This window comes from Streptomyces sp. TLI_105, from assembly GCF_900105415.1.
GTDB lineage: Bacteria > Actinomycetota > Actinomycetes > Streptomycetales > Streptomycetaceae > Streptomyces.
The window spans coordinates 2346665-2369934 of the sequence record NZ_FNSM01000001.1; the positions used below are offsets into that span (position 1 = coordinate 2346665).

Annotated in this window: 18 protein-coding genes; 9 read left to right on the forward strand and 9 right to left on the reverse strand. The window is 74.1% G+C overall.

Annotated features, from left to right (window positions below):
• The first annotated feature begins 55 nt into the window (after positions 1–55).
• A complete protein-coding gene (locus tag BLW86_RS10545) occupies positions 56–340 on the forward strand; it encodes a DUF397 domain-containing protein (protein ID WP_093873800.1) in 285 nt (94 codons plus the stop codon).
• 125 nt (positions 341–465) lie between these two features.
• Here BLW86_RS10545 and BLW86_RS10550 read toward each other — a convergent pair whose 3' ends face one another.
• The 4 genes from BLW86_RS10550 to eccB all read right to left on the reverse strand — a co-directional run bounded on the left by BLW86_RS10550 (position 466) and on the right by eccB (position 4176).
• Positions 466–756 (reverse strand): WXG100 family type VII secretion target, encoded by a 291-nt coding sequence (locus BLW86_RS10550; RefSeq protein ID WP_017235850.1) that lies wholly within the window; start codon positions 754–756, stop codon positions 466–468.
• Between the two features lie 53 nt (positions 757–809).
• Positions 810–1151, reverse strand: coding sequence for a WXG100 family type VII secretion target (locus BLW86_RS10555; RefSeq protein WP_093873801.1), 342 nt, complete (start codon positions 1149–1151; stop codon positions 810–812).
• Between the two features lie 190 nt (positions 1152–1341).
• Positions 1342–2604, reverse strand: coding sequence for a type VII secretion-associated serine protease mycosin (gene mycP / locus BLW86_RS10560; protein WP_093873802.1), 1263 nt, complete (start codon positions 2602–2604; stop codon positions 1342–1344).
• Positions 2605–2616: 12 nt separating this feature from the next.
• The gene (eccB, locus tag BLW86_RS10565) at positions 2617–4176 is read right to left on the reverse strand and encodes a type VII secretion protein EccB (RefSeq protein WP_093873803.1); all 1560 of its coding nucleotides are present in this window, start codon (positions 4174–4176) and stop codon (positions 2617–2619) included.
• 191 nt (positions 4177–4367) lie between these two features.
• Between eccB and eccE the strand changes: the two genes are divergently transcribed.
• From eccE to BLW86_RS10605, 8 genes are all read left to right on the forward strand, one after another.
• Positions 4368–5672 (forward strand): type VII secretion protein EccE, encoded by a 1305-nt coding sequence (gene eccE / locus BLW86_RS10570; RefSeq protein WP_093873804.1) that lies wholly within the window; start codon positions 4368–4370, stop codon positions 5670–5672.
• Positions 5672–6445: a hypothetical protein gene (locus tag BLW86_RS10575; RefSeq protein ID WP_093873805.1), complete on the forward strand. Its 774-nt coding sequence runs from the start codon at positions 5672–5674 to the stop codon at positions 6443–6445. The genes eccE and BLW86_RS10575 overlap by 1 nt, the downstream gene beginning before the upstream one ends.
• 228 nt (positions 6446–6673) lie before the next feature.
• The gene (locus BLW86_RS10580) at positions 6674–9979 is read left to right on the forward strand and encodes an SCO5717 family growth-regulating ATPase (RefSeq protein ID WP_093873806.1); all 3306 of its coding nucleotides are present in this window, start codon (positions 6674–6676) and stop codon (positions 9977–9979) included.
• Positions 9980–10171: 192 nt separating this feature from the next.
• A complete protein-coding gene (locus BLW86_RS10585) occupies positions 10172–12004 on the forward strand; it encodes an ABC transporter substrate-binding protein (protein WP_093878606.1) in 1833 nt (610 codons plus the stop codon).
• A 3-nt stretch (positions 12005–12007) separates the two neighbouring features.
• On the forward strand, positions 12008–13069 hold the full coding sequence (locus BLW86_RS10590; RefSeq protein WP_093873807.1) for an ABC transporter permease: 1062 nt from the start codon (positions 12008–12010) through the stop codon (positions 13067–13069).
• Complete coding sequence (locus BLW86_RS10595; RefSeq protein ID WP_093873808.1) at positions 13066–13974, forward strand: ABC transporter permease; 909 nt, start codon at positions 13066–13068, stop codon at positions 13972–13974. Before BLW86_RS10590 ends, BLW86_RS10595 begins: the two co-directional genes overlap by 4 nt.
• Positions 13971–14936, forward strand: coding sequence for an ABC transporter ATP-binding protein (locus BLW86_RS10600; RefSeq protein ID WP_093873809.1), 966 nt, complete (start codon positions 13971–13973; stop codon positions 14934–14936). Before BLW86_RS10595 ends, BLW86_RS10600 begins: the two co-directional genes overlap by 4 nt.
• Complete coding sequence (locus BLW86_RS10605) at positions 14933–15904, forward strand: ABC transporter ATP-binding protein (RefSeq protein WP_093873810.1); 972 nt, start codon at positions 14933–14935, stop codon at positions 15902–15904. The genes BLW86_RS10600 and BLW86_RS10605 overlap by 4 nt, the downstream gene beginning before the upstream one ends.
• 442 nt (positions 15905–16346) lie before the next feature.
• Here the strand turns inward: BLW86_RS10605 and BLW86_RS10610 are convergent, their stop codons facing one another.
• From BLW86_RS10610 to BLW86_RS10630, 5 genes are all read right to left on the reverse strand, one after another.
• Complete coding sequence (locus BLW86_RS10610; protein WP_093873811.1) at positions 16347–17300, reverse strand: bifunctional riboflavin kinase/FAD synthetase; 954 nt, start codon at positions 17298–17300, stop codon at positions 16347–16349.
• Positions 17301–17338: 38 nt separating this feature from the next.
• Positions 17339–21355, reverse strand: coding sequence for a trypsin-like peptidase domain-containing protein (locus BLW86_RS10615; protein WP_093873812.1), 4017 nt, complete (start codon positions 21353–21355; stop codon positions 17339–17341).
• Between the two features lie 207 nt (positions 21356–21562).
• Complete coding sequence (gene truB, locus BLW86_RS10620) at positions 21563–22462, reverse strand: tRNA pseudouridine(55) synthase TruB (protein WP_093873813.1); 900 nt, start codon at positions 22460–22462, stop codon at positions 21563–21565.
• A complete protein-coding gene (rbfA, locus tag BLW86_RS10625) occupies positions 22459–22899 on the reverse strand; it encodes a 30S ribosome-binding factor RbfA (protein WP_017235864.1) in 441 nt (146 codons plus the stop codon). Before rbfA ends, truB begins: the two co-directional genes overlap by 4 nt.
• Before the next feature lie 30 nt (positions 22900–22929).
• The gene (locus BLW86_RS10630) at positions 22930–23223 is read right to left on the reverse strand and encodes a DUF503 domain-containing protein (RefSeq protein ID WP_019889861.1); all 294 of its coding nucleotides are present in this window, start codon (positions 23221–23223) and stop codon (positions 22930–22932) included.
• Positions 23224–23270 lie beyond the last annotated feature (47 nt).

A 23270-nucleotide genomic window follows, 5' to 3' on the forward strand; every position in this document is an offset into this window, starting at 1 on the left:
GTCCCTCCCACTACTGTGGGAGGGACCGCCGTACCACCGCGAAGGGATTGCGCCGATGACCGACGCCCACGAGACCACCGCCGAGAGCGCGGACGCCGCCCTGGCCGCCGAGAAGCGGCGTCAGAAGGACGAGCTGTACGCGCTCGACATCTCCGGCGTCGAGTGGCAGGGCGCCCCGGGGACGAGCCCGGACGAGGAGCGCGTGGAGATCGCGCGGCTGCCCGAGGGGGCGGTGGCGATGCGCTCGTCGCTCGACAAGGACACGGTGCTGCGGTACACGAAGGCCGAGTGGGACGCGTTCGTCCTGGGCGCCAGGGACGGCGAGTTCGACCTGCGTTGAGGCGTACGGGCCTGTCCTCCGGATCCGGCCGGATCCGGAGGACAGGCCCTACGCGTGAGGGGGTGGCCCGTCGGAACGGGCCACCCCCTCACGCGTGTTCGCCGGTTCTCACGGCAAGCGCGGACTCACATCATGCGGAAGCGAGCCGCGTTGCCCTTGTCGGTGTCCTGGTAGCCGGCGACCGACTCGTCGAGGAGCTGGGCGATGCGCGCCAGGTCCTGGTTCATGCCGGCCATGTCGCGGGTCAGGCGGTCCTGGCTCTCGCGGTAGGCGATCTTCGCTTCACCCTCCCAGTTGGAGGCGACGCGGTTGACCTCGGCCATGAGGTCGTCGAGCTTCTGCGTGAGGGTGCTGGAGGTCAGGCGGGTGTCGGCCGCCGCCTGCGTCACGGTGTCGTAATTGACCGCAGTGGTCATGGTGATGACTCCTGAAGTGAGAGTGGCGCGGAGGACTGGTCGGGTCGGACGGCTCAGACGCCGAGGATGGCGCTCTGGCCACCGCCGCCGGAGCCGCTGTCCATCTGACGGAAGGACCGCATGCGGTCCTCCTCCTCCTGCGAGAACCCGTCGGCGCTCATGCGCATGATCTCCTCGAGCTTCGAGAGCTCGGCACGCATGCTGCGCAGACGCTGGTTCAGGTCGTTCTGGACCCGGTCGTACTCCTTGCTCGCAGCGCCCTGCCAGCCCGCCTGGACGCGGTCCACCACGCCGTTGAGGGAGGTGATGCGGGCCTGGAGCTCGTCGGAGAAGTCCTGGATCCGGCCGGCGAGCTTGACTTGTTCGGCACTGGTTACGTTCAGGTCTTTCGACATCTTGCCCCTTCTTCCTTCGGTGGCTGCGACGGACCGGCCGTCGGGCCATCCGGTCGTGATGCGGACGGGAATCTTCTGATGCCGCCCCCGTGCTGGGTTCGCACTGCCGTGCCCCCAGCGGTCACTGTAGCCATTGACGGCGGCAGTTCCAACTGCAAAGCAGGGACCCGATACTTGACCGGTACGCGCGTCACCGGGCCTCCCTCCTGCGGCGGCTGTCGCGGATCACGGTGGCCGTCCCGGCGACCACGGCCACCAGGACACCTCCGATCCCCAACGCGTAGGTGGCGAGCCGTTCGGAGCGCTCCTGGGGCGTCTCCGACAGCGTCAGACGGGCCGGCTCGGGAGCCGGCGGCTTGGGCGGGCCCGGATCGGGCACGGGCGAGGAGGCCGGCGTCCCGGGGAGGTCGGCGAGCGCCCTGACCGGGTCGACCACGCCCCAACCGACGTGGTCGTCGCGCCCGTTGATCGAGCGGACGGCCGTCTGCTCGATCCGGGTGACGATCTGGGCCGCGGTCCACTCCGGGTACTTGGCGCGCAGCAGGGCGGCGACGCCGGCGACGTACGGGGCGGAGAAGCTGGTGCCGTTGTCGACGCACTGGCCGCCGCCCGGGACGGTGGAGACGATGTCGACGCCGGGCGCGGCGACGCCCACCATGGGGCCGGACTGGGAGAAGGCGGCGCGTTCGTTGTTCCGGTCGGAGGAGGCGACGGCGAGGACGCCGGGGAAGGCGGCCGGGTAGGTCTTCTTCCGGGCCCCGTCCATGCCGTCGTTGCCGGCGGAGGCGACGACGACGACGTTCTTCTCGACGGCCCTGGCCACGGCCTTGGCCATGGGCGAGTCGGGACCCAGCGGCTGGGTGGTGTCCTGCGAGATGTTGATGACCTGCGCGCCCTTGGCGACGGCGTGGTCGATCGCCTGCGCCATCGTGTCGGACTTGCCGCTGTTCTTCTCGTCGTTCTGCCGGATCGGGATGATCGTGGCCTCGGGCGCGAGGCCGACGAAGCCGGTGCCCTTGCGGGGGCGGGCGGCGATGATGCCGGCGACCTTGGTGCCGTGGCCGACCTCGTCGACGGTGCCGTCGGTCTTGCCGCGCTTCTCGTCCCCGAAGGAGGGGTTGTTCTTGTCGGGCTTGAGGAAGTCCTTGCCCGCCTTGGCGTCGACGGCGGTGCGCAGCTGCGGGTTGACGTCGTCGACGCCGGTGTCGATGACCGCGACCCGGACGCCCTTGCCCTTGGTGTCCTGCCACAGCTCGTCGAGGAGGACCCGCTGGAGCGGCCAGGGGATGCCCTCGATCTGCTTCTTCATGGGGAAGGTGCACTCGCCGCTGCCGTCGAGGGCCGGGCCGTCGTGCCGGGGCGGGACGGGGGCGGCGGCCGCGGCGGGGGCGGCCAGCAGGGCCGTGAGGGTGCCCGCGGCGAGCAGGGCGGCCGTGCGGTACGTCGTCGTCACCGGTGCCACCCCCTAGGAACCCTGCGGCTGACGCGCGCTGTTGGTGTCGAGCCGGGGGCCCTTCGAGAGGAACTCCGACCATTCGATCGGTACGGGGACCGGCACGACCTTCTCGTAGCCGAGACGCTTCTGGGCGTCGCTGGGTTCCGGCCGTCCGTCGGTCTGCTTCTGTTCGCCGGCACCGATCTCGGAGCGGGCGGAGTCGCTGTCGCCGTTGGCCTGGACGGCGTACCGCAGGCCGGTGTCGGTGACGAGGAAGAGGGAGCCGTCCTGCGTCTTCTGCTTGCCCTGGATCTGGGTGTAGAGCAGGCCCGTGCCGGGGGTGACGTACGTGCTGGTGCCACCGGCGGTGATGTCGGCGGGGTAGTCGGTGCCGGCCCAGGTGGTGAGCGTGGTGCCGCCCTTCTCGTCGACGTCGGTGAGGACGTTGCAGACGGTGTCGCGGGCGCCTTCACCGGTGGCGGCGTTGACCTGCATGGACCTCAGCGTGGGCCAGCGGGCGCCGGCGTGGAAGGCGGTGGGGTCCGGGACGAAGGACGAGGCGTCGACCGTGGTGGCCTTGCCGTCCATGTCGAGGTTGCCGGTCTCCGGGGAGTTGATGAGGAGCCAGGCGGTGAAGGGGGTGACGGGCTGGACCTTGCCGGCGAGCACGACGTAGTACTGCGGGCCGGAGCCGGTCTGGGCGAGGAGGACCATGCCGATCCGGTTCTCGGTCCCGGTGAGGGTGTTGCCGGGGATGCCGGCGGAGGCGCCGACCGTGCCGTCGATGTGCGGGAAGTCGATCTCGTCGCCGGTCTTCAGGGTGGCGAGCCAGTCGTCGGTGACGGGCTGCGGCTCCTTGCTGAGACCCTCCTTGCTGAGACCGACGAGGGCGGTGAGGAGCCCGGGCCGGTCGGCCTTCACCGGGTACTTGGTGCCGGTGTGGTCGACGAGGAACTGGGCGCTCCCCTTCTGGCCCTTGACGTACAGGACCTGCCCGCTCTTCAGCTGGTTGTCGCCCTCGGTCCGCTTCGCGTCGCGCTTGGCGAAGAGGAAGGTGGCCTTCTGGACGCTGGCGCCCTTGCCGCCGCCGGGCTGCTCGCAGACGGCCCAGCGCTTCTCCGTGCCCGCGTCGTCCGCGGCGGGCAGCCGGTCGGGGGCGTACGGGATGCCGAGGATGGGCCCGCGCGGCGGCTTGCCCTCGTCGAGCTTCTTGTCGTCGACCTGGATGACCTGGAACTGGTCGGGGTTGAGCAGCAGTCGGGCGGAGGCGAGGTTGAGGACGGGGTGGAGCAGGGTCTTCTTGTCCTTGCCCTTGCCGGTCTCCAGGACGACGTACCGGGTCGTCGACTGCTTGCCGACGATGACCCGGGTGCCGGGGGTGTCCCAGCCCTTGGGGGCGGTGGGCTTGAACATGCCCCAGGCGCCGAATCCGGCGACCACGAGCGCGGAGACGATCAGACCGGGGACGACCGCGCGCAGCGGCTTGGGCGCCCCCTCCTCCGTGCCGGAGGGCGAGGGTTGGAGGAATGCCGCCACCGTGCGCTTCTTCGCAAAGGTGTACGCGTTGAGCTCGTCCCGCCGCGATGCCATGAGTCCCCATTCTCGTCAGGCGCGATCTTCGCGCGGGGCCGCCGGGGTGGTGACACCCGGGCCCCGGCCTTCGGACCGGCCCCCTACTATGCCTGCTGTCCCGTGGGGTTCGTGGGGCGGGTAGGGTGATCCGGCCGCCAAAGCCCTGGCGGGCCAGGGTCATCGGGATGAATTGAGGGGGATTCTCCATCATGGCTTCCGCGAGGCGGAGGCGGCCCGCCGCGGCCGCTGCCTCCACACCCCCGTCCACGGGCCCCGCCCCCGCGGTCTCACCGCGGCTCCAGGCACGCCCCGGACACTTCGGTTCGTTCCGATTGCAACAGCTCGTACTGATCGAGGTGGCGGCGGCGCTGCTGCTCCTCGCCTGGGTCGTCGAGCCGATGCTGCTCGTCCCCGCGGGCGTGGTCGCCGTCGTGCTCGTCCTGCTCGCCGTGGTGCGCCGGCACCGGCGTTCGCTGCCCGAGTGGCTCGGCACCTTCCTCGCGCTGCGCGCCCGCTCGCGCCGGGCCGCCTCGCTCGCGGTGCCGGAGGGCACCGAGCCGGGGTTCGCGCCGCTCGTGGAGTGCGATCCCGCGCTGCGGACCTACGCGTACAGCGACCGCGACCGGCGTCCGGTCGGGATGGTCGGCGACGGCACCTTCCTGACCGCCGTCCTGCGGGTCGAGTCGGACGGCACGGCGCTGCGCCCGGACCGCGCGGCGAAGCCGCTGCCCGTCGGGCTCGTCCGGGACGTGCTGAGCGTGGACGGCATCCGGCTGGAGTCGGCACAGATCGTGCAGCACACGCAGCCGGCGCCCGCCCCGCACCTGCCCGCGCAGTCGATGGCCGCCCGCAACTACGGGCCGCTCCAGGCGCAGACGGGTTCGCCCGCGGTGCGCATCACCTGGATCGCGCTCAAGCTCGACCCCGAGCTCTGCCCGGAGGCGGTCGCCGCGCGCGGCGGCGGCATGACCGGCGCCCAGAAGTGCGTGGTGCGCGCGGCGGACCAGCTGGCGAGCCGGCTCGCCGGCGCCGGGTTCCGGGCGAGCGTGCTGACGGAGCAGGAACTGACCTCGGCGCTCGCCACGTCGAGCTGCGCCAGCCCGATGGCGATCGCGCAGGCGGGCCGGGGCCAGGCGCAGGGGCGCAGGACCCAGGAGACCGCGCGGACCTGGCGGGTGGACGACCGACGGCACACGACGTACTGGGTGGGGCGCTGGCCCCAGTTGGGCGGCCGGAACGGCGGAGCGGGCGCGTCGATGCCGCAGCTGGTGGCCCTGCTGACCTCGCTGCCCGCGCTCGCGACGACGTTCAGCCTGACGCTGAGCGGTGGGGACCGGCAGGAGGTGACGGTGACCGGACACGTGCGGATCACCGGACGCAGTGACGAGGAACTGGTGGCCGCGCGGCACGAGCTGGAGCGTGCGGCGCGCGGGGTGAAGACGGGGCTCGTACGGCTCGACCGGGAACAGGTGCCCGGCATCCTGGCGACGCTTCCGCTGGGAGGTGCGCGCTGATGTCCACCGCATCCTTCGGCACGTCACCGGCCCCGGGCGCGCCTTCCGCCCGGCGTACGGGTCGGACCACCCGGCCCCGGTTCGGTTTCGGACTCGTCGGGCCGCGCCGCGACCGGCACTCCGTACCCCTGGAACAGCTGGAGGCGCTGGCCCTGCCGGTCGGCGACGACGGCATGGTGATCGGCGTGGACGCCGAGGGCCGCCCGGCCGTGCTCGGCATCAACCGGCCCGTCCCGTACGACGTCACCCTCATCGGCGGTCTGTGGACCGCGCAGGTCCTGGCCCTGCGGGCGGCCGCGACCGGCGCCCGGGTGGCGGTCGAGACCGGCCGCGCCCAGGCGTGGACGGCCCTGGCACAGGCCGCGGGCGGCGGGCAGCCGTGCATCACGCTGCACGACGTGGGCCGGGTGCCGCCGCAGGGCGCGTCGGCGGGCAGTCCGGTGGTCGTGGTGCGCGACTGCGGCATGCGGCCGCCGCGCGGCCGCGTCGTGTCGGCGCCCTGGCAGTCCGTGGTGACGCTGCTGCCCTATCTGAGCCCGGTCGCGCCCCGGCTCCTGGAGAAGTCCTCCCTGGTCGGCGTCCAGCGGGTGTCCCCGGACGAGGCGGCCCAGATCGGCCGCATCATGAGCCTGCCCCGGAACGAGTACGAGGCGCTGTCCACGCTCGCCGACGGGGTGACCCTCTGGTGCACGCCGAACGACCGCCAGTTCGTCATGACCCAGGCGACGGACGCCGAGACCGGATTGTTGGGCGGCGCCCGCCGGATGGACTGAGCGGCGACCTCATGACACGGGGCCGTTCAAGTACGTCCGTTTTTGCATCGTTTTGAACGGTGGGGGTTCTCACTCTGCGGCGCGGCCGGGTCACTTGGGGCCCGGACCGGGTCGCGGAGGCGGGCGCGGAGGGGCCGTCGGCCCTGCCCCGGCGCGCCTCGCGGCGTTTAGGGTGGAAGGGCCCCGCCCACAACGGCACAAGGGTGCTCGACCACACCAGGAGGCAAAGTGAACGGCGATCGCGACGAGATCCACGGGGGTTGGAATCCACCCGCCGACGATCAGTCCGACGCGGATCCCGCCGAGATGACGGGTGAGTTCACCATCGACTACACCCCGCCCGCCTGGTACACGCAGAACGCGTCGGGCGGTACGGGGACGGGCGGTGTCACTCCCCCGCCGCCGAGCGGAGCGCCGGTCGCCGTGCCGGGCCTCCCGGCGGGCAGCGGCTTCGAGCCCAGCTGGAACGTCGCACCGCCGACCCCGCCCGCGGCTCCTGCGCCCGCGCCCGCGCCGGTTCAGTCGGTCGAGCCGGTAGCACCCGTCGCCCCTGCTCCGTTGCAGCCGGCCGGCGCGGTGCCTCCGGCGGGGGGTCCTCCGTACGGCACGCCGGGTGCGCCCTCGGCTGCCGCGCCGGTTCCCGTCACGCCCACTCCTGTCGCGCCTGCTCCCGGCACCCCTGCTGCCGGCCTTCCCGCGCCGGCGTTCGCGCCCGGTACGCCGGGGCCGGGCGTGCCGGCGTCCGACGCCGCGCCGTCGCCCGCCGCCGCGCCTTCCGTCCCGTCGCCCGCGCCGGAGGCGGCCGCGCCCGCGGCCTCGTTCGGCGGCGGGGACGTCGAGGGCGGCGCCACCATGCGCTTCTCCCCCGCCCAGCTCCAGCGCGAGATCGCCGAGCGCTCGGTGGAGCAGTCGGAGAACGCGGAGGGCTCCACCGGCTCGGCGACGCCCGCCGTCGACGAAGCGGCGGAGCCCGCCGCGAGCGAGGGGACCGTCGAGCCCGTCGGTCCGGCGGACACCGTCCAGGACGCCCCTGCCGTCCCCGGCGAGTCCGCCGACAGCACGGCGGGCACCGACGACACCGCGGCCGCCGAGGCGCCGAGCTCGTCGGACGGCGCGGACGGCCCTGAGAGTTCCGACGGCTCGGACGGCGTCGAGAAGGCCGAGGCCGCCGGTGACGCGACCGGGGGCGATGTCGCCGACGACACCGCGGGCGCGGAGGACGAGCCCGTCGCACCCGTCGCGGAGACCCAGCCGGACCCCGGGACCGGCACCGAGGCGGAGGCCTCCGCCGCTCCCGGCGCCGCCCCCCTCCCGGCCGCGCAGCCGGCCGCCGACGCGCCGCAGGGCTTCGGTCCCGGCGCGGCCCCCGGTCCGTACGACACCGCCGCACAGCAGGCCGGTGGCGCTCCGGGGCCCTTCCCCGGCACCCCGTACCCCGCGCCGTACCCCGCCGGAGGTCCGCAGGCCGGGGCCGGGCTGCCCCCGCTGCCCCCGTCCTTCCAGCCGGCCGCCCCCGAGCCCGCGCAGCAGTGGCCCGCGCAGCCCGCCCCCGGCGCCCAGCCGGTGCCGCCGGCCGCGCCGCTGCCGCCCACCGCCGCCTGGCCCGCCCCCGAGGCGCCCGCGCCCGGCGCGCCCGGCCCCGTCCCGCCGCAGGCCCAGCCCCAGGCGCCCGGCGCCTACGGCTACCCGCAGGCCCCGCAGACCCCCCAGCCCCCGGCGCCGCAGGGCGGTTACGGCTTCCCGCACCCCGGGACGCCTCCGCAGCAGGCCGGTTACGGCTATCCGCAGCAGCCCGGAGCGCCCGGCGGTGTCCCGCCGCAGGCGCAGGCGCCGGGCGGCTACGGCTACCCGCACCCCGGAGCCGTACCCCCGCAGGCGGCGCAGGCCCCGCAGCCGCCGTACGACGGTCAGCCGCCGGTGGATCCGCGGACCGGTGCGGCCTGGCCCTCGCCGGTGACGCACGACCAGCGGGAGCGGTCCGTGCCGGGCGCCCCGCTCGGGTACAACGCGGCCGTCGAGCTCTCCTCCGACCGGCTGCTCCGCAACAACAAGCAGAAGCCCAAGTCCAGCCGCAACCCCGGCGCCGCCAACCGCTTCAAGCTCGGCGGCAAGAAGGAGGAGGCGGAGCGGCAGCGGAAGCTGGACCTGATCCGGACGCCGGTCCTCTCCTGCTACCGGATCGCGGTCATCTCGCTCAAGGGCGGTGTCGGCAAGACCACGACGACCACCGCGCTCGGCGCGACCCTCGCCACCGAGCGGCAGGACAAGATCCTGGCGATCGACGCCAACCCGGACGCCGGCACGCTGGGCCGCCGGGTGCGGCGCGAGACCGGGGCGACCATCCGCGACCTGGTGCAGGCGATCCCGTACCTCAACTCGTACATGGACATCCGCCGGTTCACCTCGCAGGCGCCGTCCGGTCTGGAGATCCTCGCCAACGACGTGGACCCGGCCGTCTCGACGACCTTCAACGACGAGGACTACCGGCGCGCGATCGACGTCCTCGGCAAGCAGTACCCGATCATCCTCACCGACTCGGGCACGGGTCTGCTGTACAGCGCCATGCGCGGGGTCCTGGACCTCGCCGATCAGCTGATCATCATCTCCACGCCCTCCGTGGACGGCGCCTCCAGCGCCTCGACCACGCTGGACTGGCTCTCCGCGCACGGCTACGCGGACCTGGTGCAGCGCTCCATCACGGTCATCTCGGGTGTCCGCGAGACCGGCAAGATGATCAAGGTCGAGGACATCGTGCAGCACTTCCAGACCCGCTGCCGCGGCGTCGTGGTCGTGCCCTTCGACGAGCACCTGGCGGCCGGCGCCGAGGTGGACCTCGACATGATGCGGCCGAAGACCCGGGAGGCGTACTTCCACCTCTCGGCGATGGTGGCCGAGGACTTCGTACGGGCGCAGCAGGCGCAGGGGCTGTGGACCGGGGACGGCCAGGGCGCCATGCCCCCGCACATGGCCCCGCCGATGCCGGGCCAGCAGGGCCCGGGGCAGCCGATGCCCGGCCAGCCGGTGCCGGGGCAGTTCGCGCCGGGCCAGGTGCCCGGTCAGCCGATGCCGGGACAGCCGATGCCGGGTCAGGCGCCCGGCCCGATGCCCGGTCAGCCCGTGCCCGGTCAGTTCGCGCCCGGTCAGTTCGCGCCCGGGCAGCCGGCCCCCGGTCAGCCGTACGCGCCCCAGCCGCCGCAGCCCGGTCAGCCGTACCCGCCGCAGCCCCCGGCCGGCCAGCCCCACCCGCCCCAGGGGTACCCGCAGCCGGGACAGCCGCTGCCGGGGCAGATGCCCGGACAGGCGCCCGGACCGATGCCGGATCAGTTCGGCCCCGGCCAGCCCGTCCCCGGCCAGCCGTACGGGCCCCAGGCCGGCGCGCCGTACCCGCCGCAGCCCGGTCAGCCGGGACAGCCGGGGGTGCCGCAGTCCTGGCAGCAGCCGCAGGACGGGAACGAGTCCCGGCCGGGACAGCCGCTGCCTCCACAGGCGGACCCGCAGGGCCCTCCGCAGGCGCCGCCAGCCCCTCAGCAGTAGGGCGTCACAGGATGAGACCAATGAGGCTCCGTATCGGCTCACCGATACGGAGCCTCATGGCGTTCCCGCAGTCCACAAGGGGTTTGAGGGATCGTTGACGACGGCAGACCACCGCTGATACACCTTCGCTTCACCCATCGTCAGCCCAAGATCCACGACAGTAACTCCGACGCGAGGTCACGTCCCATGGTCATGGTCACGAAGGTTCCACCCCGCCCCGCCCCCGCCCGCAGAGCCCTCCGACTGCTGCTCGCCACCGGTCTTGCCGCAGGCTCCCTCGTCGTCGTTCCCGGCACCGCGCAGGCGGAGGACGAGAAGTCCGGCGGCACCACCCTCACGGTCGCCGTCTCGCAGAGCATCGACTCGCTGAGCCCGTTCCTGGCCCAGAAGCTCACCTCGACCAGCATCCACCGGCTGGCGTACGAGTACCTCACGAACTACGACCCGAAGGACGCCCACACGATCCCGGGCCTGGCGACCGCCTGGAAGTCCTCGCCCGACAAGCTGACGTGGACGTACACGATCCGCAAGGACTCGACCTGGTCGGACGGGCAGCGGGCCACCGCCGAGGACGCGGCCTGGACCTTCAACAAGATGATGACCGACCCGAACGCCGCCACCGCCAACGGCAGCTTCACCGCGAACTTCGCGCAGGTCACCGCACCCGACCCGCAGACGCTCGTCATCCGGCTGAAGAAGCCGCAGGCGACGATGACGGCCCTCGACGTGCCGATCGTGCCGAAGCACGTCTGGGAGAAGGTCACCGACTTCTCGAAGTTCAACAACGACAAGGAGTTCCCGATCGTCGGGAACGGCCCCTTCGTCATCACGGACTTCAAGGTCGACCAGTACATCAAGCTCAAGCCGAACAAGAAGTTCTGGCGGGGCGCCCCCCAGTTCGACGAGCTGGTCTTCAAGTACTACAAGGACGGGGACGCCGCCGTCGCCGCCCTGCAGAAGGGCGAGGTGTCCTTCGTACCGAACCTGACGCCCGCCCAGGCGGCCGCGCTGAAGACCCAGAAGAACATCAAGGTCAACGACGCCCCCGGCCGCCGCTTCTACGCCCTCGCCACCAACCCCGGCGCGAAGGCCCAGGACGGCAAGACCTTCGGCAACGGCAACAAGGCGCTGCTCGACCCCGAGGTCCGCAAGGCCCTCTTCCTCGCCGTCGACCGCACCACCCTCGTCGACAAGGTCTTCCAGGGCCACGCCGTCGAGGGCGAGGGGTACATCCCGCCGCGCTTCGGCTCGTACTTCTGGAAGCCGGAGGGCGCGCAGGAGCGGGCGTACGACCCCGCCCGGGCCGAGCAGGTCCTCGACGCCGCCGGATACCGGAAGAACGCCGCCGGCAAGCGGGTCGGCAAGGACGGCAGGCCGCTGGACTTCCGGATCCTCTGTCACGCCACCGACCCGAACGACAAGGCGGTCGGCAAGTACCTCCAGGAGTGGTGGGGCAAGCTCGGCATCGGCCTGAAGGTCGAGTGCCTGGACAGCGTCTCCGACCCCTGGGTCAAGGGCGACTACGACCTCGCCTTCGACGGCTGGTCGGTCAACCCCGACCCGGACTACGTCCTCTCCATCCACACCTGCGGCACGCTCCCGGCGACCCCGAAGGACTCCGGCGCCACCGACAACTTCATCTGCGACAAGGAGTTCGACGGGCTCTACGCGCAGCAGGCGGTGGAGTACGACGCCGCCAAGCGGGCGGATCTGGTGAAGCGGATGCAGTCCCGGCTGTACGACACGGGGTACATGAACGTCATGGCCTATCCGAACGCCCTGGAGGCGTACCGCACGGACCAGATCAGGTCCATCACGACCATGCCCGAGGCCGCCGGGAACCTGTGGGGCCAGGACGGCTACTGGAGCTGGTGGTCGGCCGTGCCCACGGCCCGGGCCGAGGACTCCGAGGGCGGCTCGTCCGCCGGGGTCGTCATCGGCATCGGCGCGGCCGTGGTGGTCGTGCTCGGCATCGGCGTCCTCCTCGGTCTGCGCCGCCGCTCCACCGCCGACGACCGCGAGTAGTACGTGACGACGGCAAGCACCCCCGCCGACGTGGCGCGGGCCGAGAAGGCCCGCGTCACGGACGGCGCACCCCGCACCGGTTCCTCCCTCGGCTATCTCCGCCACGCGGCGGGGAAGCTGGGCGGCGCGCTCGTCTCGCTCTTCGCCGTCCTGGTCACCAGCTTCTTCCTCTTCCGGATCATCCCCGGTGACCCGGTGAAGGCGATGACCCACGGCGTCCCCACCTCGGCCGAGCAACTCGCCACACTGCGCCGCCAGTTCGGGCTCGACCTGCCACTGTGGCAGCAGTTCACCGACTACTGCGCCAAGGCACTGAGCGGCGACCTCGGCACCTCGTTCCAGTTCCGCGCCCCCGTCGGGGACCTCATCGCGGAGAAGCTCCCGGCGACGCTGCTGCTCACCGGGGTCGCCGTGGTGATCTACTCGGCGCTCGGCCTGTGGCTGGGCACCCGCTCGGCCTGGCGGCACGGCGGTCTCGGCGACAAGCTGAACACCGGGATCGCGCTGATTTTGTGGTCGGTGCCCTCCTTCTGGCTCGGGCTGCTCCTCATCATCGTCTTCTCGGTGGGCATGGGACCGATCCCGGGACTCTTCCCGACCGGCGGCATGGAGTCGGGCACGGGCGAGACCGGTTTCGCGTACGTCCTGGACGTCGCCCACCACCTGGTCCTGCCCGTGGTCACGCTCGTGGCGGTCGGCTACGCGCAGACCCTGCTCGTGATGCGCTCCTCGCTCCTCGACGAGATGGGCGGCGACTACCTGACGACGGCGCGGGCGAAGGGGCTGCGGGACGACGCCGTGCGCCGCCGGCACGCCGTGCCGAACGCGCTCCTGCCGACCGTCACCATGATCTTCATCAACCTGGGGCACGTGGCGGCTGGCTCGATCCTGGTGGAGACGGTGTTCTCCTGGCCCGGGCTCGGCGGCCTCTTCTACCAGGCGCTGAGCGTGCCCGATCTACCGCTCGTGCAGGGCCTTTTCGTGGTCTTCGCCGGAGCGATGATCCTGATGAACCTGATCGCCGACCTGCTCTATCCGCTGCTCGACCCCCGGGTGGGCCGATGACCTCTCCGACGACCTCTCCGAAGACCTCTCTGGCCTGGGAACGCCGCAAGGGTTCCGTGTCCCGCTTCTGGCGCGGCTACCGCACGCACCGGGCCGGGCTGTACGGTCTCGCCGGCCTCGCCCTGATCGCCCTGCTCGCGCTCGCCGCCCCGCTGATCGTCGGCTCCGACGTGCAGTCGGTGACGGAGGCGCCGGGCACGGCCCTGGAGCCGCCGAGCGCCGAGTTCCCGCTCGGCACCGACCAGTTCGGGCGCTCGCTGCTCGGGCTGCTGATCTGGGGCGCCCGGATCTCGCTGCTCGTCGGCCTGCTCGCGGCGACCCTCTCGGTCGCCATCGGGACCCTGGTGGGCATCGTCGCCGGGCACTACGGCGGCTGGTTCTCGACCGTCGTCATGCGGATCACCGACTGGTTCCTGGTGATGCCGACGCTGGTGCTCGCGATCGTGCTCGCGACGGTCATGTCCCGGTCGATGTGGACGGTGGTCCTGGCGATCGGCGTGACCTCCTGGCCCACCACCGCCCGTCTGGTGCGGGCGCAGACGATCGCGGTGGAGTCCCGCCCGTACATCGAGCGGGCGACCGCGCTCGGCGGCGGCCACCGGCACGTCATGACCCGGCACGTGCTGCCGAACGTGATGCCGCTGGTGCTCGCGCAGACCACCCTCGGCATCTCGACGGCCATCCTCACCGAGGCGACCCTCGCCTTCCTCGGCCTCGGCGACCCGACGGTGGTGTCGTGGGGCGGGATGCTCCAGGACGCCCGGGAGGCGGGCGCCGTCTCCTCCGGGCACTGGTGGTACCTGGCCCCGCCGGGGATCGCGATCGCCCTGGTCGCGCTCGCCTTCACGCTGTGCGGCCGGGCCGTGGAATCCGTACTGAACCCGAAGCTGGGGGTGGGACGATGAGCCTCCTGGAGGTGCGGGACCTGCGGGTGACGTACGGCTCCGGCGCGACCGCCGTGCCCGCCGTGCGCGGGGTCGACCTGACCCTGGAGTCGGGCACCAAGCTGGGCGTGGCCGGCGAGTCGGGCTGCGGCAAGTCCACGCTCGCGCTCGCGCTGCTGCGGCTCCTTCCGGCCTCGGCGCGGATCGAGGGCGAGATCCTGCTCGACGGCGACGACGTCCTCGCCATGTCGTGGGGACGCCTTCGGGCCGTGCGCTGGGCGGGCGCGTCGATCGTCTTCCAGGGCGCGATGCACTCGCTGAACGCGGTGCACCGGATCGGGGACCAGATCGCCGAACCGCTGCTCGTGCACGGCCGGGCGACCCCGGCGGCGGCCCGCACCCGGGTCGGCGAGCTGCTCGAACACGTCGGGCTCCCGGCGGCCCGGGCCGCCGCCTACCCACACGAGCTGTCCGGCGGACAGCGACAGCGCGTGATGATCGCGATGGCGCTCGCCTGCGACCCCCGCCTGATCGTCGCCGACGAGCCGACGACCGCGCTCGACGTGATGATCCAGGCGCAGATCCTGCGGCTGATCGAGCGGCTCGTCGCCGAGCAGTCCATCAGCCTCCTGATGATCAGCCACGACCTGGCGGTCCTCGCCGACACCTGCGACCGGCTCGCCGTGATGTACGCGGGCCGGGTCGTCGAGGAGGGACCCGCGCGGGCGGTGTACGAGGCGGCCCGGCACCCGTACGGACGGGCACTGTCCTCGGCGTTCCCCCGCATCGGCGACCTCGCGTCCCGGCGGGCGCCGCGCGGCCTGCCCGGCGACCCGCCGGACCCGGCCGACCTGCCCGGCGGCTGCACCTTCCATCCGCGCTGCCCGGTGGCGGTGGACGCCTGCGCGGAGCACGACCAGGAACTGCGGGAGGCGGGCGCGGGGCGCCGGGCCGCCTGCGTACACGTGGGGAGCACGTCATGAGCACGGGGCCACTGCTGGCGGCGCGCGGCCTGCACGTCACCTTCCCGGGGCGGCGGGGCGCGCCGCCCGCGCGCGCGGTGGACGGCGTGGACCTGGACATCGGCGCCGGCGAGATCGTGGCCCTGGTCGGCGAGTCCGGTTGCGGCAAGACGACCCTGGCCCGCTCCCTGCTCGGCCTGGTCCGGCCCACGTCCGGGGCGGTCGCCTTCGACGGGCAGCCGCTCGCGTACTCCTCCGGGGCGCTCAGGGCCTACCGGAAGCGGGCGCAGCTGGTCCTCCAGGACCCGAGCGGTTCGCTGAACCCCCGGCACACCGTGTACGACGCGGTGGCGGAGGGGCTGCGGATCCACGGCTACGAGGGGGACGAGCGGGCCGCCGTCGCCGAGGCCCTCGCACGGGCGGGGCTGCGGCCCCCGGAGCGGTTCTTCCTCCGCTACCCGCACGAGCTGTCCGGCGGCCAGCGGCAGCGCGTGGTCATCGCGGGCGCGCTCGTCCTGGAGCCCGAACTGATCGTCGCCGACGAGCCGGTGGCGTCCCTGGACGCGTCCGTACGGGGCGAGATCCTGGCGCTGCTGCTGCGCCTGCGCGACGAACTGGGCCTGTCCGCGCTGGTGGTGACGCACGACCTGGGCCTCGCGTGGAACATCGCGGACCGGGTGGCGGTGATGTACCTGGGCCGGGTCGTGGAGACCGGCACGGTGGAGTCCGTACTGACGAACCCTCAGCACCCCTACACCCGGGCGCTGTTGTCGGTCCTCCCGGAGTCGGGGGGCGCCCCGGTGGTCCTGACCGGCGAGCCGCCGGACCCGTCCCGCATCCCGTCCGGCTGCCGCTTCCACGCCCGCTGCCAACTCCTCGCCTCGGGCGAGGCGACCCCGGTCGCGGACCACTGCCGGGGCAAGGACCTGCCGATCCTTCCCGGCACCGGGGAACAGGCGGTGGCCTGCCACTGGGTGACGACGGGCTGAGCCGCCGTCGCAGACAGCCGTCCCGCCGGGGCGGCGCCCACCCGCCCCCGTTGCGGGCGCGCCCGCCGGGGCGGTGCCCACTCCCGCACCCCCCCGTTGTGGGCATGCGTTCCGCTGGGGTGGAACGGGTGGGCACAACGGAACGGCGCCCCTGCCGGCGCCAGAGGCTCCCGCGCCCTGACCCGCACCGACCTGTGCACCGCACGCCTGGTGCGGGTCCAGGCGCGGAACGCGGAGGCGCCGCTGAGCGCGCCGTCCCGTGTGCCCACCCTCCCCCAAGCTCTCGGCTTCGCTCGAGCAGGGGGGACCCCCTCGCCCCAGCGGGACGATTGCCCACACGGGCGGGGGGCGCCGCCCCGGCGGGCGCGGGCCCACAGGGTCGGGGGCCCCACACGGAGGCGGGGGGGAGGGGCACCGCCCGGCACGGGGCGGCCTACACCGGTCAGGCCCGGTCGTACTCCTCCGTCAGCTCACGGCACCGCTTCACGTCCCCCGCCATCGCCTGAAGCAGATCGTCCAGGGTGTCGAACTTGAGCATGCCGCGCACGTACGCCAGGAAGTCCACGGCCACGTGCAGCCCGTACAGGTCGAGCCCCTCGCGGTCGATCGCGTACGCCTCGACCGTCCGCTCCGTGCCGTCGAACTGCGGGTTCGTGCCGACCGAGATCGCCGCCGGCATCCGCTCTCCCGCCGCCGTCAGCCAGCCCGCGTAGACGCCGTCCGCCGGGATCGCCGTGTGCGGCAGGGTCTCGACGTTGGCCGTCGGGAAGCCGAGCTCGCGGCCGCGCTGCGCGCCGCGGACGACGACGCCCTCGACCCGGTGCGGGCGCCCGAGGATCTCGGCCGCCCCGGTCATGTCGCCCTCGGCGACGAGGCGGCGGGTGAGGGTGGAGGAGAAGGGCTCTCCGCCGCCGGCGGCCCCGCTGACGTACAGGTCGATGACCTCGACCTCGTAGTCGTACGTGGCGCCGAGCTCGGTCAGGAAGGCGACGTTGCCGGCGGCCCGGTGCCCGAAGCGGAAGTTGGGGCCCTCGATGACGGCCTTCGCGTGCAGCTTGTCGACGAGCACCTTGACGATGAAGTCGGCCGGGGACAGCTGGGAGAACTCGGCGGTGAACGGCAGCACCAGCACCGCGTCCACGCCGAGCTCCGCGATCAGGTCCGCGCGCCGGTGGTGCGGGGCGAGCAGCGGCGGGTGGCTGCCGGGGCGCACGACCTCGGAGGGGTGCGGGTCGAAGGTGACGACGACGGAGGGGACGCCCAGCTCCCGGGCGCGCTCGACGGCACGCCCGATGATCAGCTGGTGTCCGCGGTGCACCCCGTCGTAGGAGCCGATGGTGACGACGCTGCGTCCCCAGTCCTGGGGGATGTCCTCCAAGCCACGCCAGCGCTGCACTGTGACCGCTCCTCGTCCGCCTGTTCGCCCTGTTCGCCTTACGCAGGTCTAAGACTGCCATGTCCACGGCCGTCGGTACGCATCGGCATGGCAGTGCCGGGGCTCCGCAGCGCCCGGACGGTCTCCGGTCCGAGCAGCGGGGCCCAGTCGGCGGGGGCCTCGACCGTCCAGGCGGCGAGGAGCGCGGCGAAGACGGGCAGGTCGCGGACGGCTCCGGACAGGGCCCGGTCGAGCCGCCAGGCGCCTTCGGGGGTACGGACGCACAGCGCGCCGACCCGGTGGGCGAGTTGCCGGGTGCGCGGGACGGTGCGCAGCTCCGCGCCCTCCGCGACGGCCCGCAGGAGCGCCTCCAGGACGGCGAGCTCCCCGGCCTCCGCCTCGTACCGCTCGTGTTCCAGGAGCACGTCGAGGAGCTCGGCCCGCAGATGGCGGGAGGCCCCGGTGCCGGGGGCGGCGAGGACGGGGGCGAGGGCGCGCCGAAGCGGCGCGGGACGGCCTCGGATGAGGCCCGTGACCAGCGGGAAGAGGACCGCCCTGGCCACCGGCCCGTCCTCCAGGCGGCGGTCGACGAAGGCGGCGACGAGGGGGGCGCCGTCGGGGCGGTGGGCGGCGTAGTCGCGGACGAGGGCGGCGATCCGGCGGGCGAGGGAGGGCGTGTCGATCTCCGCGAGGGCCCGCAGAACGGCGGCCGGTGCCTCGCCGGTGCCCTGCAGCCGGGTCCGGAAGGCGGCGAGGACCTCCTCGGGATGGGTCGCGAGGGCCTCGGCGAGGGCGGCCGCGGGCACCTGGGGCTCGGCGAGGGCGCGGGGCAGGTGGCGGGAGCGGCTGTGCGGGTCGCGGACGAGGAGGCCGAGGGCGGCGCCGTGCAGGGCCTGGTCGCCGGGGCGGGCGAGCAGGGCGAGGGCGGCGTAGCGGAGGAGCTCGCGGCCGGCGGAGGTGGTGACGTGCCCGGCGACCAGGTGTCCGTACGCGGCGGCCGCGACGCGCCGCTCCGGGCGCCCGTCGTCGTGGGCCCAGCGGTCGACGGCCCGGCAGAGCGCGGAGGGCTCGTCCTCGGCGAGCGCGGCGAGGAGGTCGTCGGCGAGGGGGTGGGCGGTGGCGACGAGCGCCTCGCAGAGGTCGTCGACGGCGAGCCCGCGGTGGGCGTGCAGGAGGGCCTGGGCGGCGGTGGCGACGGTGGGGCGGTCGTCGCCGAACCAGCGGCAGAGGAGCGGCTGGACGCCCCGGGGGTCGGCGGCCAGCATCGCGGCGACGGCGTCGAGGCTCCGGTCTCCGGCGGGCGGGTCGGAGGGGGCGAGCCGGCGCAGCAGGTCGATCCGCTCGTCCTCGCCGAACGGCAGGCCCAGCCAGAAGGCGGTCCCGAAGGGGGTGAAGACCGGGTGCCGGTCCGGGCGGGCCCCGATCAGGTCGGCGAGCAGCCGCAGGACGGGCAGGTACGGCCGCGGGTCGGGCAGGCGCCGCACGCTCTCCCCGAGGAGCCGCGCGGCCCACCAGGCCCCGTCCCCGGCCTGCCCGTCCCGGGCGAACCGCCCGAGCGCCTCGGCGAGCGCGGCGAGCCGCGGCCCGAGCCCGGCGGGTCCCCGCTCCCGGTGCAGCAGCAGCAACGCCTGGAGCACGGGCCCGATCCGATGCCGGGGAACGGGCAGGACCTCCCCCGCCCCGGCACCCCGCTGCGGCGGAACCTCGACGAGGGGGGCGGCCCCGGAAGGCAGGTCGGGGCCATCGGGCGTGCCCTGCCCGGTGGGCGTCCCGGGCCCGGCAGCCCCGGGGGCGGCCGGAGCACCGGGAACATCAGGCGGGGGCGTGTCCCGCCCGGCGGGCGCCCAGGGCGCCGCGGCCCCACGGGGCGTCCCGGGGGCGCCCGGGCTCGCGGCACCTCCGGACGTGGCCGGCGCACCGGGGACATCGGACGTGCCCCGCCCTGCGGACACCCCGAGCGTGCCGGGCCCCGCGACTCCGCCCCGCCCAGCGGGCGCTCCGAGCACGTCGGGCCCCCCGGCTCCGCCCCGTGCGCCGGGGCCGTCCGGGGCGCCCGGCTCGGCGGGTGCCACGGCGGTGGTCGGTCGGCCCGGCGCTCCCGCCTCGGGCGGGCGGTCGGGACCCCCGGCCGGGTCCTCGTGGTGCCGGTGGACCAGGGCGTGCAGGGCCGTGTCCAGGTCCAGGTGGGCGGCCTGGACCCAGTCGGCGAGTTCTTCGTGGGCGAAGCGGTAGCCGGAGCCGGCGGGGACGAGCAGGCCCTCGGTGAGGACGGCCGGGGCCCAGCCCTCCCGCCAGGGGAACAGCTCCTCGAAGGAGGCCCGGTCCAGGAGGCCGTGCCCGGGCCCGAGGCACCGGCGGGCCGCCTCGTGCACCCGGCCGGTCACGCGCGCGGCGAGCCTGCGGACGGCCGTCCCGCGGAGGAGCGGCCGGGAGCCCGCGGCGATCCGGACGGCGGCCCGCAGGCACACCAGGTCCAGGTGGGCGGTGAAGATCTCCTCGCGCCCGGGTCGCCCCGGCACCTCTCCCGGCAGCGCCGCCCGCACCTCGGCGAGCAGCCGCAGGGCGAGCGGGTGCCGGGCGTCCGCCGCGGCGAGGTCCGCCTCCCCGATCCCGTACCCCTCGCGTACGGCACGGGCCTCCGTCTCGGAGTACGGCCCGAGAAACACGGCCGGGGGCATTCCGCCGCCGGTCGTCGCCGCGGCGGTCGCAGTCGTGGCCGGGCCCGGACCGTCCGGCCGTCCGGCCGGGTCCGTCGCGAGCCGGTGCCGGGCGCCCGGTCCCGCCGCCGGCGGGTGCGGGGCTCCCGCGTCCGCCACCGACCCGGGCGGACCGCCGGGGTCCGCCACCGCCCCGGCCGAGCCGCCGGGGCCCGGCACCGGCCGGTGCAAGGCCCCCGGGGTGTACAGCGTGCCCGCCTGTTCCCAGTGTTCCGGGCGGCAGGCGGTGATCAGGTGGGCCCCGTGGGTGCGGAGCCAGCGTTCCGTGGCCGTCGTCCAGTCGGCGAGCCGGTGGGCGAGGAGCGGGGGCATCTCCTCGGGGCCGTCGAGGACGACGAGGAGCGGGCGGCCCGCGTCCCGGGCGAGGGCGGCGGCCCGCTCCGGGGTGGCGGTCGTGGTGTCGCCGAGCGCCCCGGACGCGGCGACGATCCGGCCGGCCCGGTGGAGGGCGCGGCCGACGGCGTCGGCGAGCGAGCGGTCCTCGGCGCGCAGGTCGGCCCCGCGCAGCCGGACGGTGGGGGCGGGTGCGACGCCCCGGGCGCGCCGGGCGCAGAGTGCGGCGAGGGCGGTGGTGCGGCCGGTGCCGGGGGCGCCGACGAGGGCGAGGACGGGGGTGTCGCCGGCCGTGAAGCGGGCGAACTCGCGGACGCAGTCGGGCCGTTCGACGGGTTCGGGCCAGGGGTCGGGGTCCCGTGCGGGCCCGGTGGAGGTGGCGGTGAGTTCCAGGATCGCGGCGAGGTTGAGGTCGGGCCCGTAGGCGGGGACGGTGGCCGCGTTGCGCCGGAGCAGGGCGGTGAGGGGGCCGGCGGGCCGGAGCGGCACCGCGTATCCGGCGGCCCGGCGGTCGCCGTGCAGGGCGGTGCCGAGGACGGCGAGGACGGTGCCGGTGACGGTGTCGAGGACGGGCCCGCCGGCGGCCTGTCCGCCGCGGCGGAGCGCCTCGGCGCCCTCGGTGCCGATGGCGAGTTCGAGGGCGTCGGTGAGGGCGTGGAAGCGGTCGGTGGCGGTGTACGTGACGGCGGCGGGGCCTAGGACCCGGGCCTCGCGCCAGCCCTGGGCGGCGATCCGCACGTATGTGCCGGGTTCGATCTCGGGCCGGGTCGCGAGCGGCAGCGGGCGGCCGCCGAGCCCTTCGGTCCGTACGAGCGCGAGGCCGCTCTCGGGCAGGGGGGTGACGGCCTCGGCCTCGGCGAGGCAGGTCCGGTCGCCGGGGGCGTGCAGGACGACACGGCTGAGTCCGTCGACGGCTTCGTGGCTGGTGACGACCGTCCCGTGGTGGTCGGCGAGGAAACCGGTGCCGCGTGGCCGGCCCGCCGGATCGCAGATCCGTACCAGCGTCGCCAGGTCCCCGGGTCCCATGGTGTCGACGGTAGGCGCCCGGTGATCGTCCCAAGGTGCTCGTCGGGAAACGCGCCCCCTGACGCTCCCCCGTTCGCATCGAGCGCCTCCCCGATGGGGTGAATTTCGGCGGCTCTGCGGGACAGACACTTCCCGGGGGAAACGGAGGGGGGAAAGTCGTGGGGCGGGCACGCGCGCGTGCCCGCCCCACGACGGAGTCCGGTCGGCTCAGCCGAAGACGGCGAGGCTCTTGGCCTTGCCCCGCTGCTCCTCGACGAGCGCGAGCAGCTTCCCCCCGGGCCCGAAGACCGCGACGGGCCCCTTCGGGTACTCCGGCATCTCCAGGCGGACGCCGTTGAGCAGCAGCCCGGCCCGCTTCTCGTCGACCTCCCAGCGCGGGAACGCCGCCGCGGCCGCGTCGGCGACCGGCATGACCGTCAGCTCCTCCTGGAGCTGGTCAAGGGTCCGGGCCGAGTCCAGCTTGTACGGGCCGACCCGGGTGCGCCGCAGCGCGGTCAGGTGGCCGCCGACGCCGAGTCCGGCACCGAGGTCCCGGGCGAGCGCCCGGATGTACGTGCCGGAGGAGCAGACCACCGAGACGACCAGGTCGATGACCGGCGTGCCGTCCTCGGCGGTGTCGTCGCGGACGTCGTAGACCCGGAAGGAGGAGACGGTGACCGGGCGGGCCGGGATCTCGAACTCCTCGCCGCCGCGCACGCGCGCGTACGACCGCTTGCCGTCGATCTTGATCGCGGAGACCTTCGATGGCACCTGCATGATGGCGCCGGTCAGCTCGGCGACGCCCGCGTCGATCTGCTCCCGGGTGACCTTCGAAGCGTCGACCGACGCCGTGATCTCGCCCTCGGCGTCGTCGGTGATCGTCGTCTGGCCCAGGCGGATGGTGCCCAGGTACTCCTTCTCGGTCAGCGCGAGGTGACCGAGGAGCTTGGTCGCCCGCTCCACGCCGAGGACGAGGACGCCCGTGGCCATGGGGTCGAGCGTGCCGGCGTGGCCGACGCGACGGGTCTTGGCGATCCCGCGCATCTTGGCCACGACGTCGTGCGAAGTGAAGCCCGACGGCTTGTCGACGATGACAAGCCCGTCGGGCGTCTTTCCCGAGGTGCTCATTCGGCGGCTTCGTCCTCGCCCGGCTTCTTGTAGGGGTCGGCGTCGCCCGCGAAGGAGGCGCCCGAGGAGGCCTCCCGCACCTGGGCGTCCGAGGCCCGCGCCTTGTCGAGGAGGTCCTCGATGGTCTTGGCGTTCTCCGGGAGGGCGTCGGCCACGAAGGTCAGGGTCGGGGTGAACTTGGTCCCCGCCGCCCGGCCCACGGCCGAACGGAGGATGCCCTTGGCGCTCTCCAGACCGGCCGCGGCGCTCGCGCGCTCCTCGTCGTCGCCGTAGACCGTGTAGAAGACCGTGGCCTCCCGCAGGTCGCCGGTGACGCGGGTGTCCGTGATGGTCACGTGCGTACCCAGGCGGGGGTCCTTGATGCCGCGCTGCAGCTTCTCGGCGACCACCTCCCGGATGAGGTCCGCCAGCTTCTTCGCCCGCGCGTTGTCGGCCACTGGTCCTTCTCCTTCTTTGCCTTGCTCAAATCAGTCTTCATCAGTGTGGAGCCTTCGGCGCACCGAAAGGAGTTCCACCTCCGGCCGTGCGGCGACGAGCCGCTCACAGCGGTCGAGCACGTCCGATACGAACCCCGGGTCCCCGGACACCAGCGCGACGCCCAGCCGGGCCCTGCGATGGAGGTCCTGGTCGCCCACCTCGGCCGCGCTCACGGAGAACTTGCGCTGGAGCTCGGCGACGATGGGCCGGACGACGGAGCGTTTCTCCTTCAACGAATGAACGTCGCCGAGGAGCAGGTCGAAGGACAGAGTCCCCACGTACATGTGGTGCCGGATGTCCCGCCGGTTCGGGTTCGGTGGCCTGCCACGCC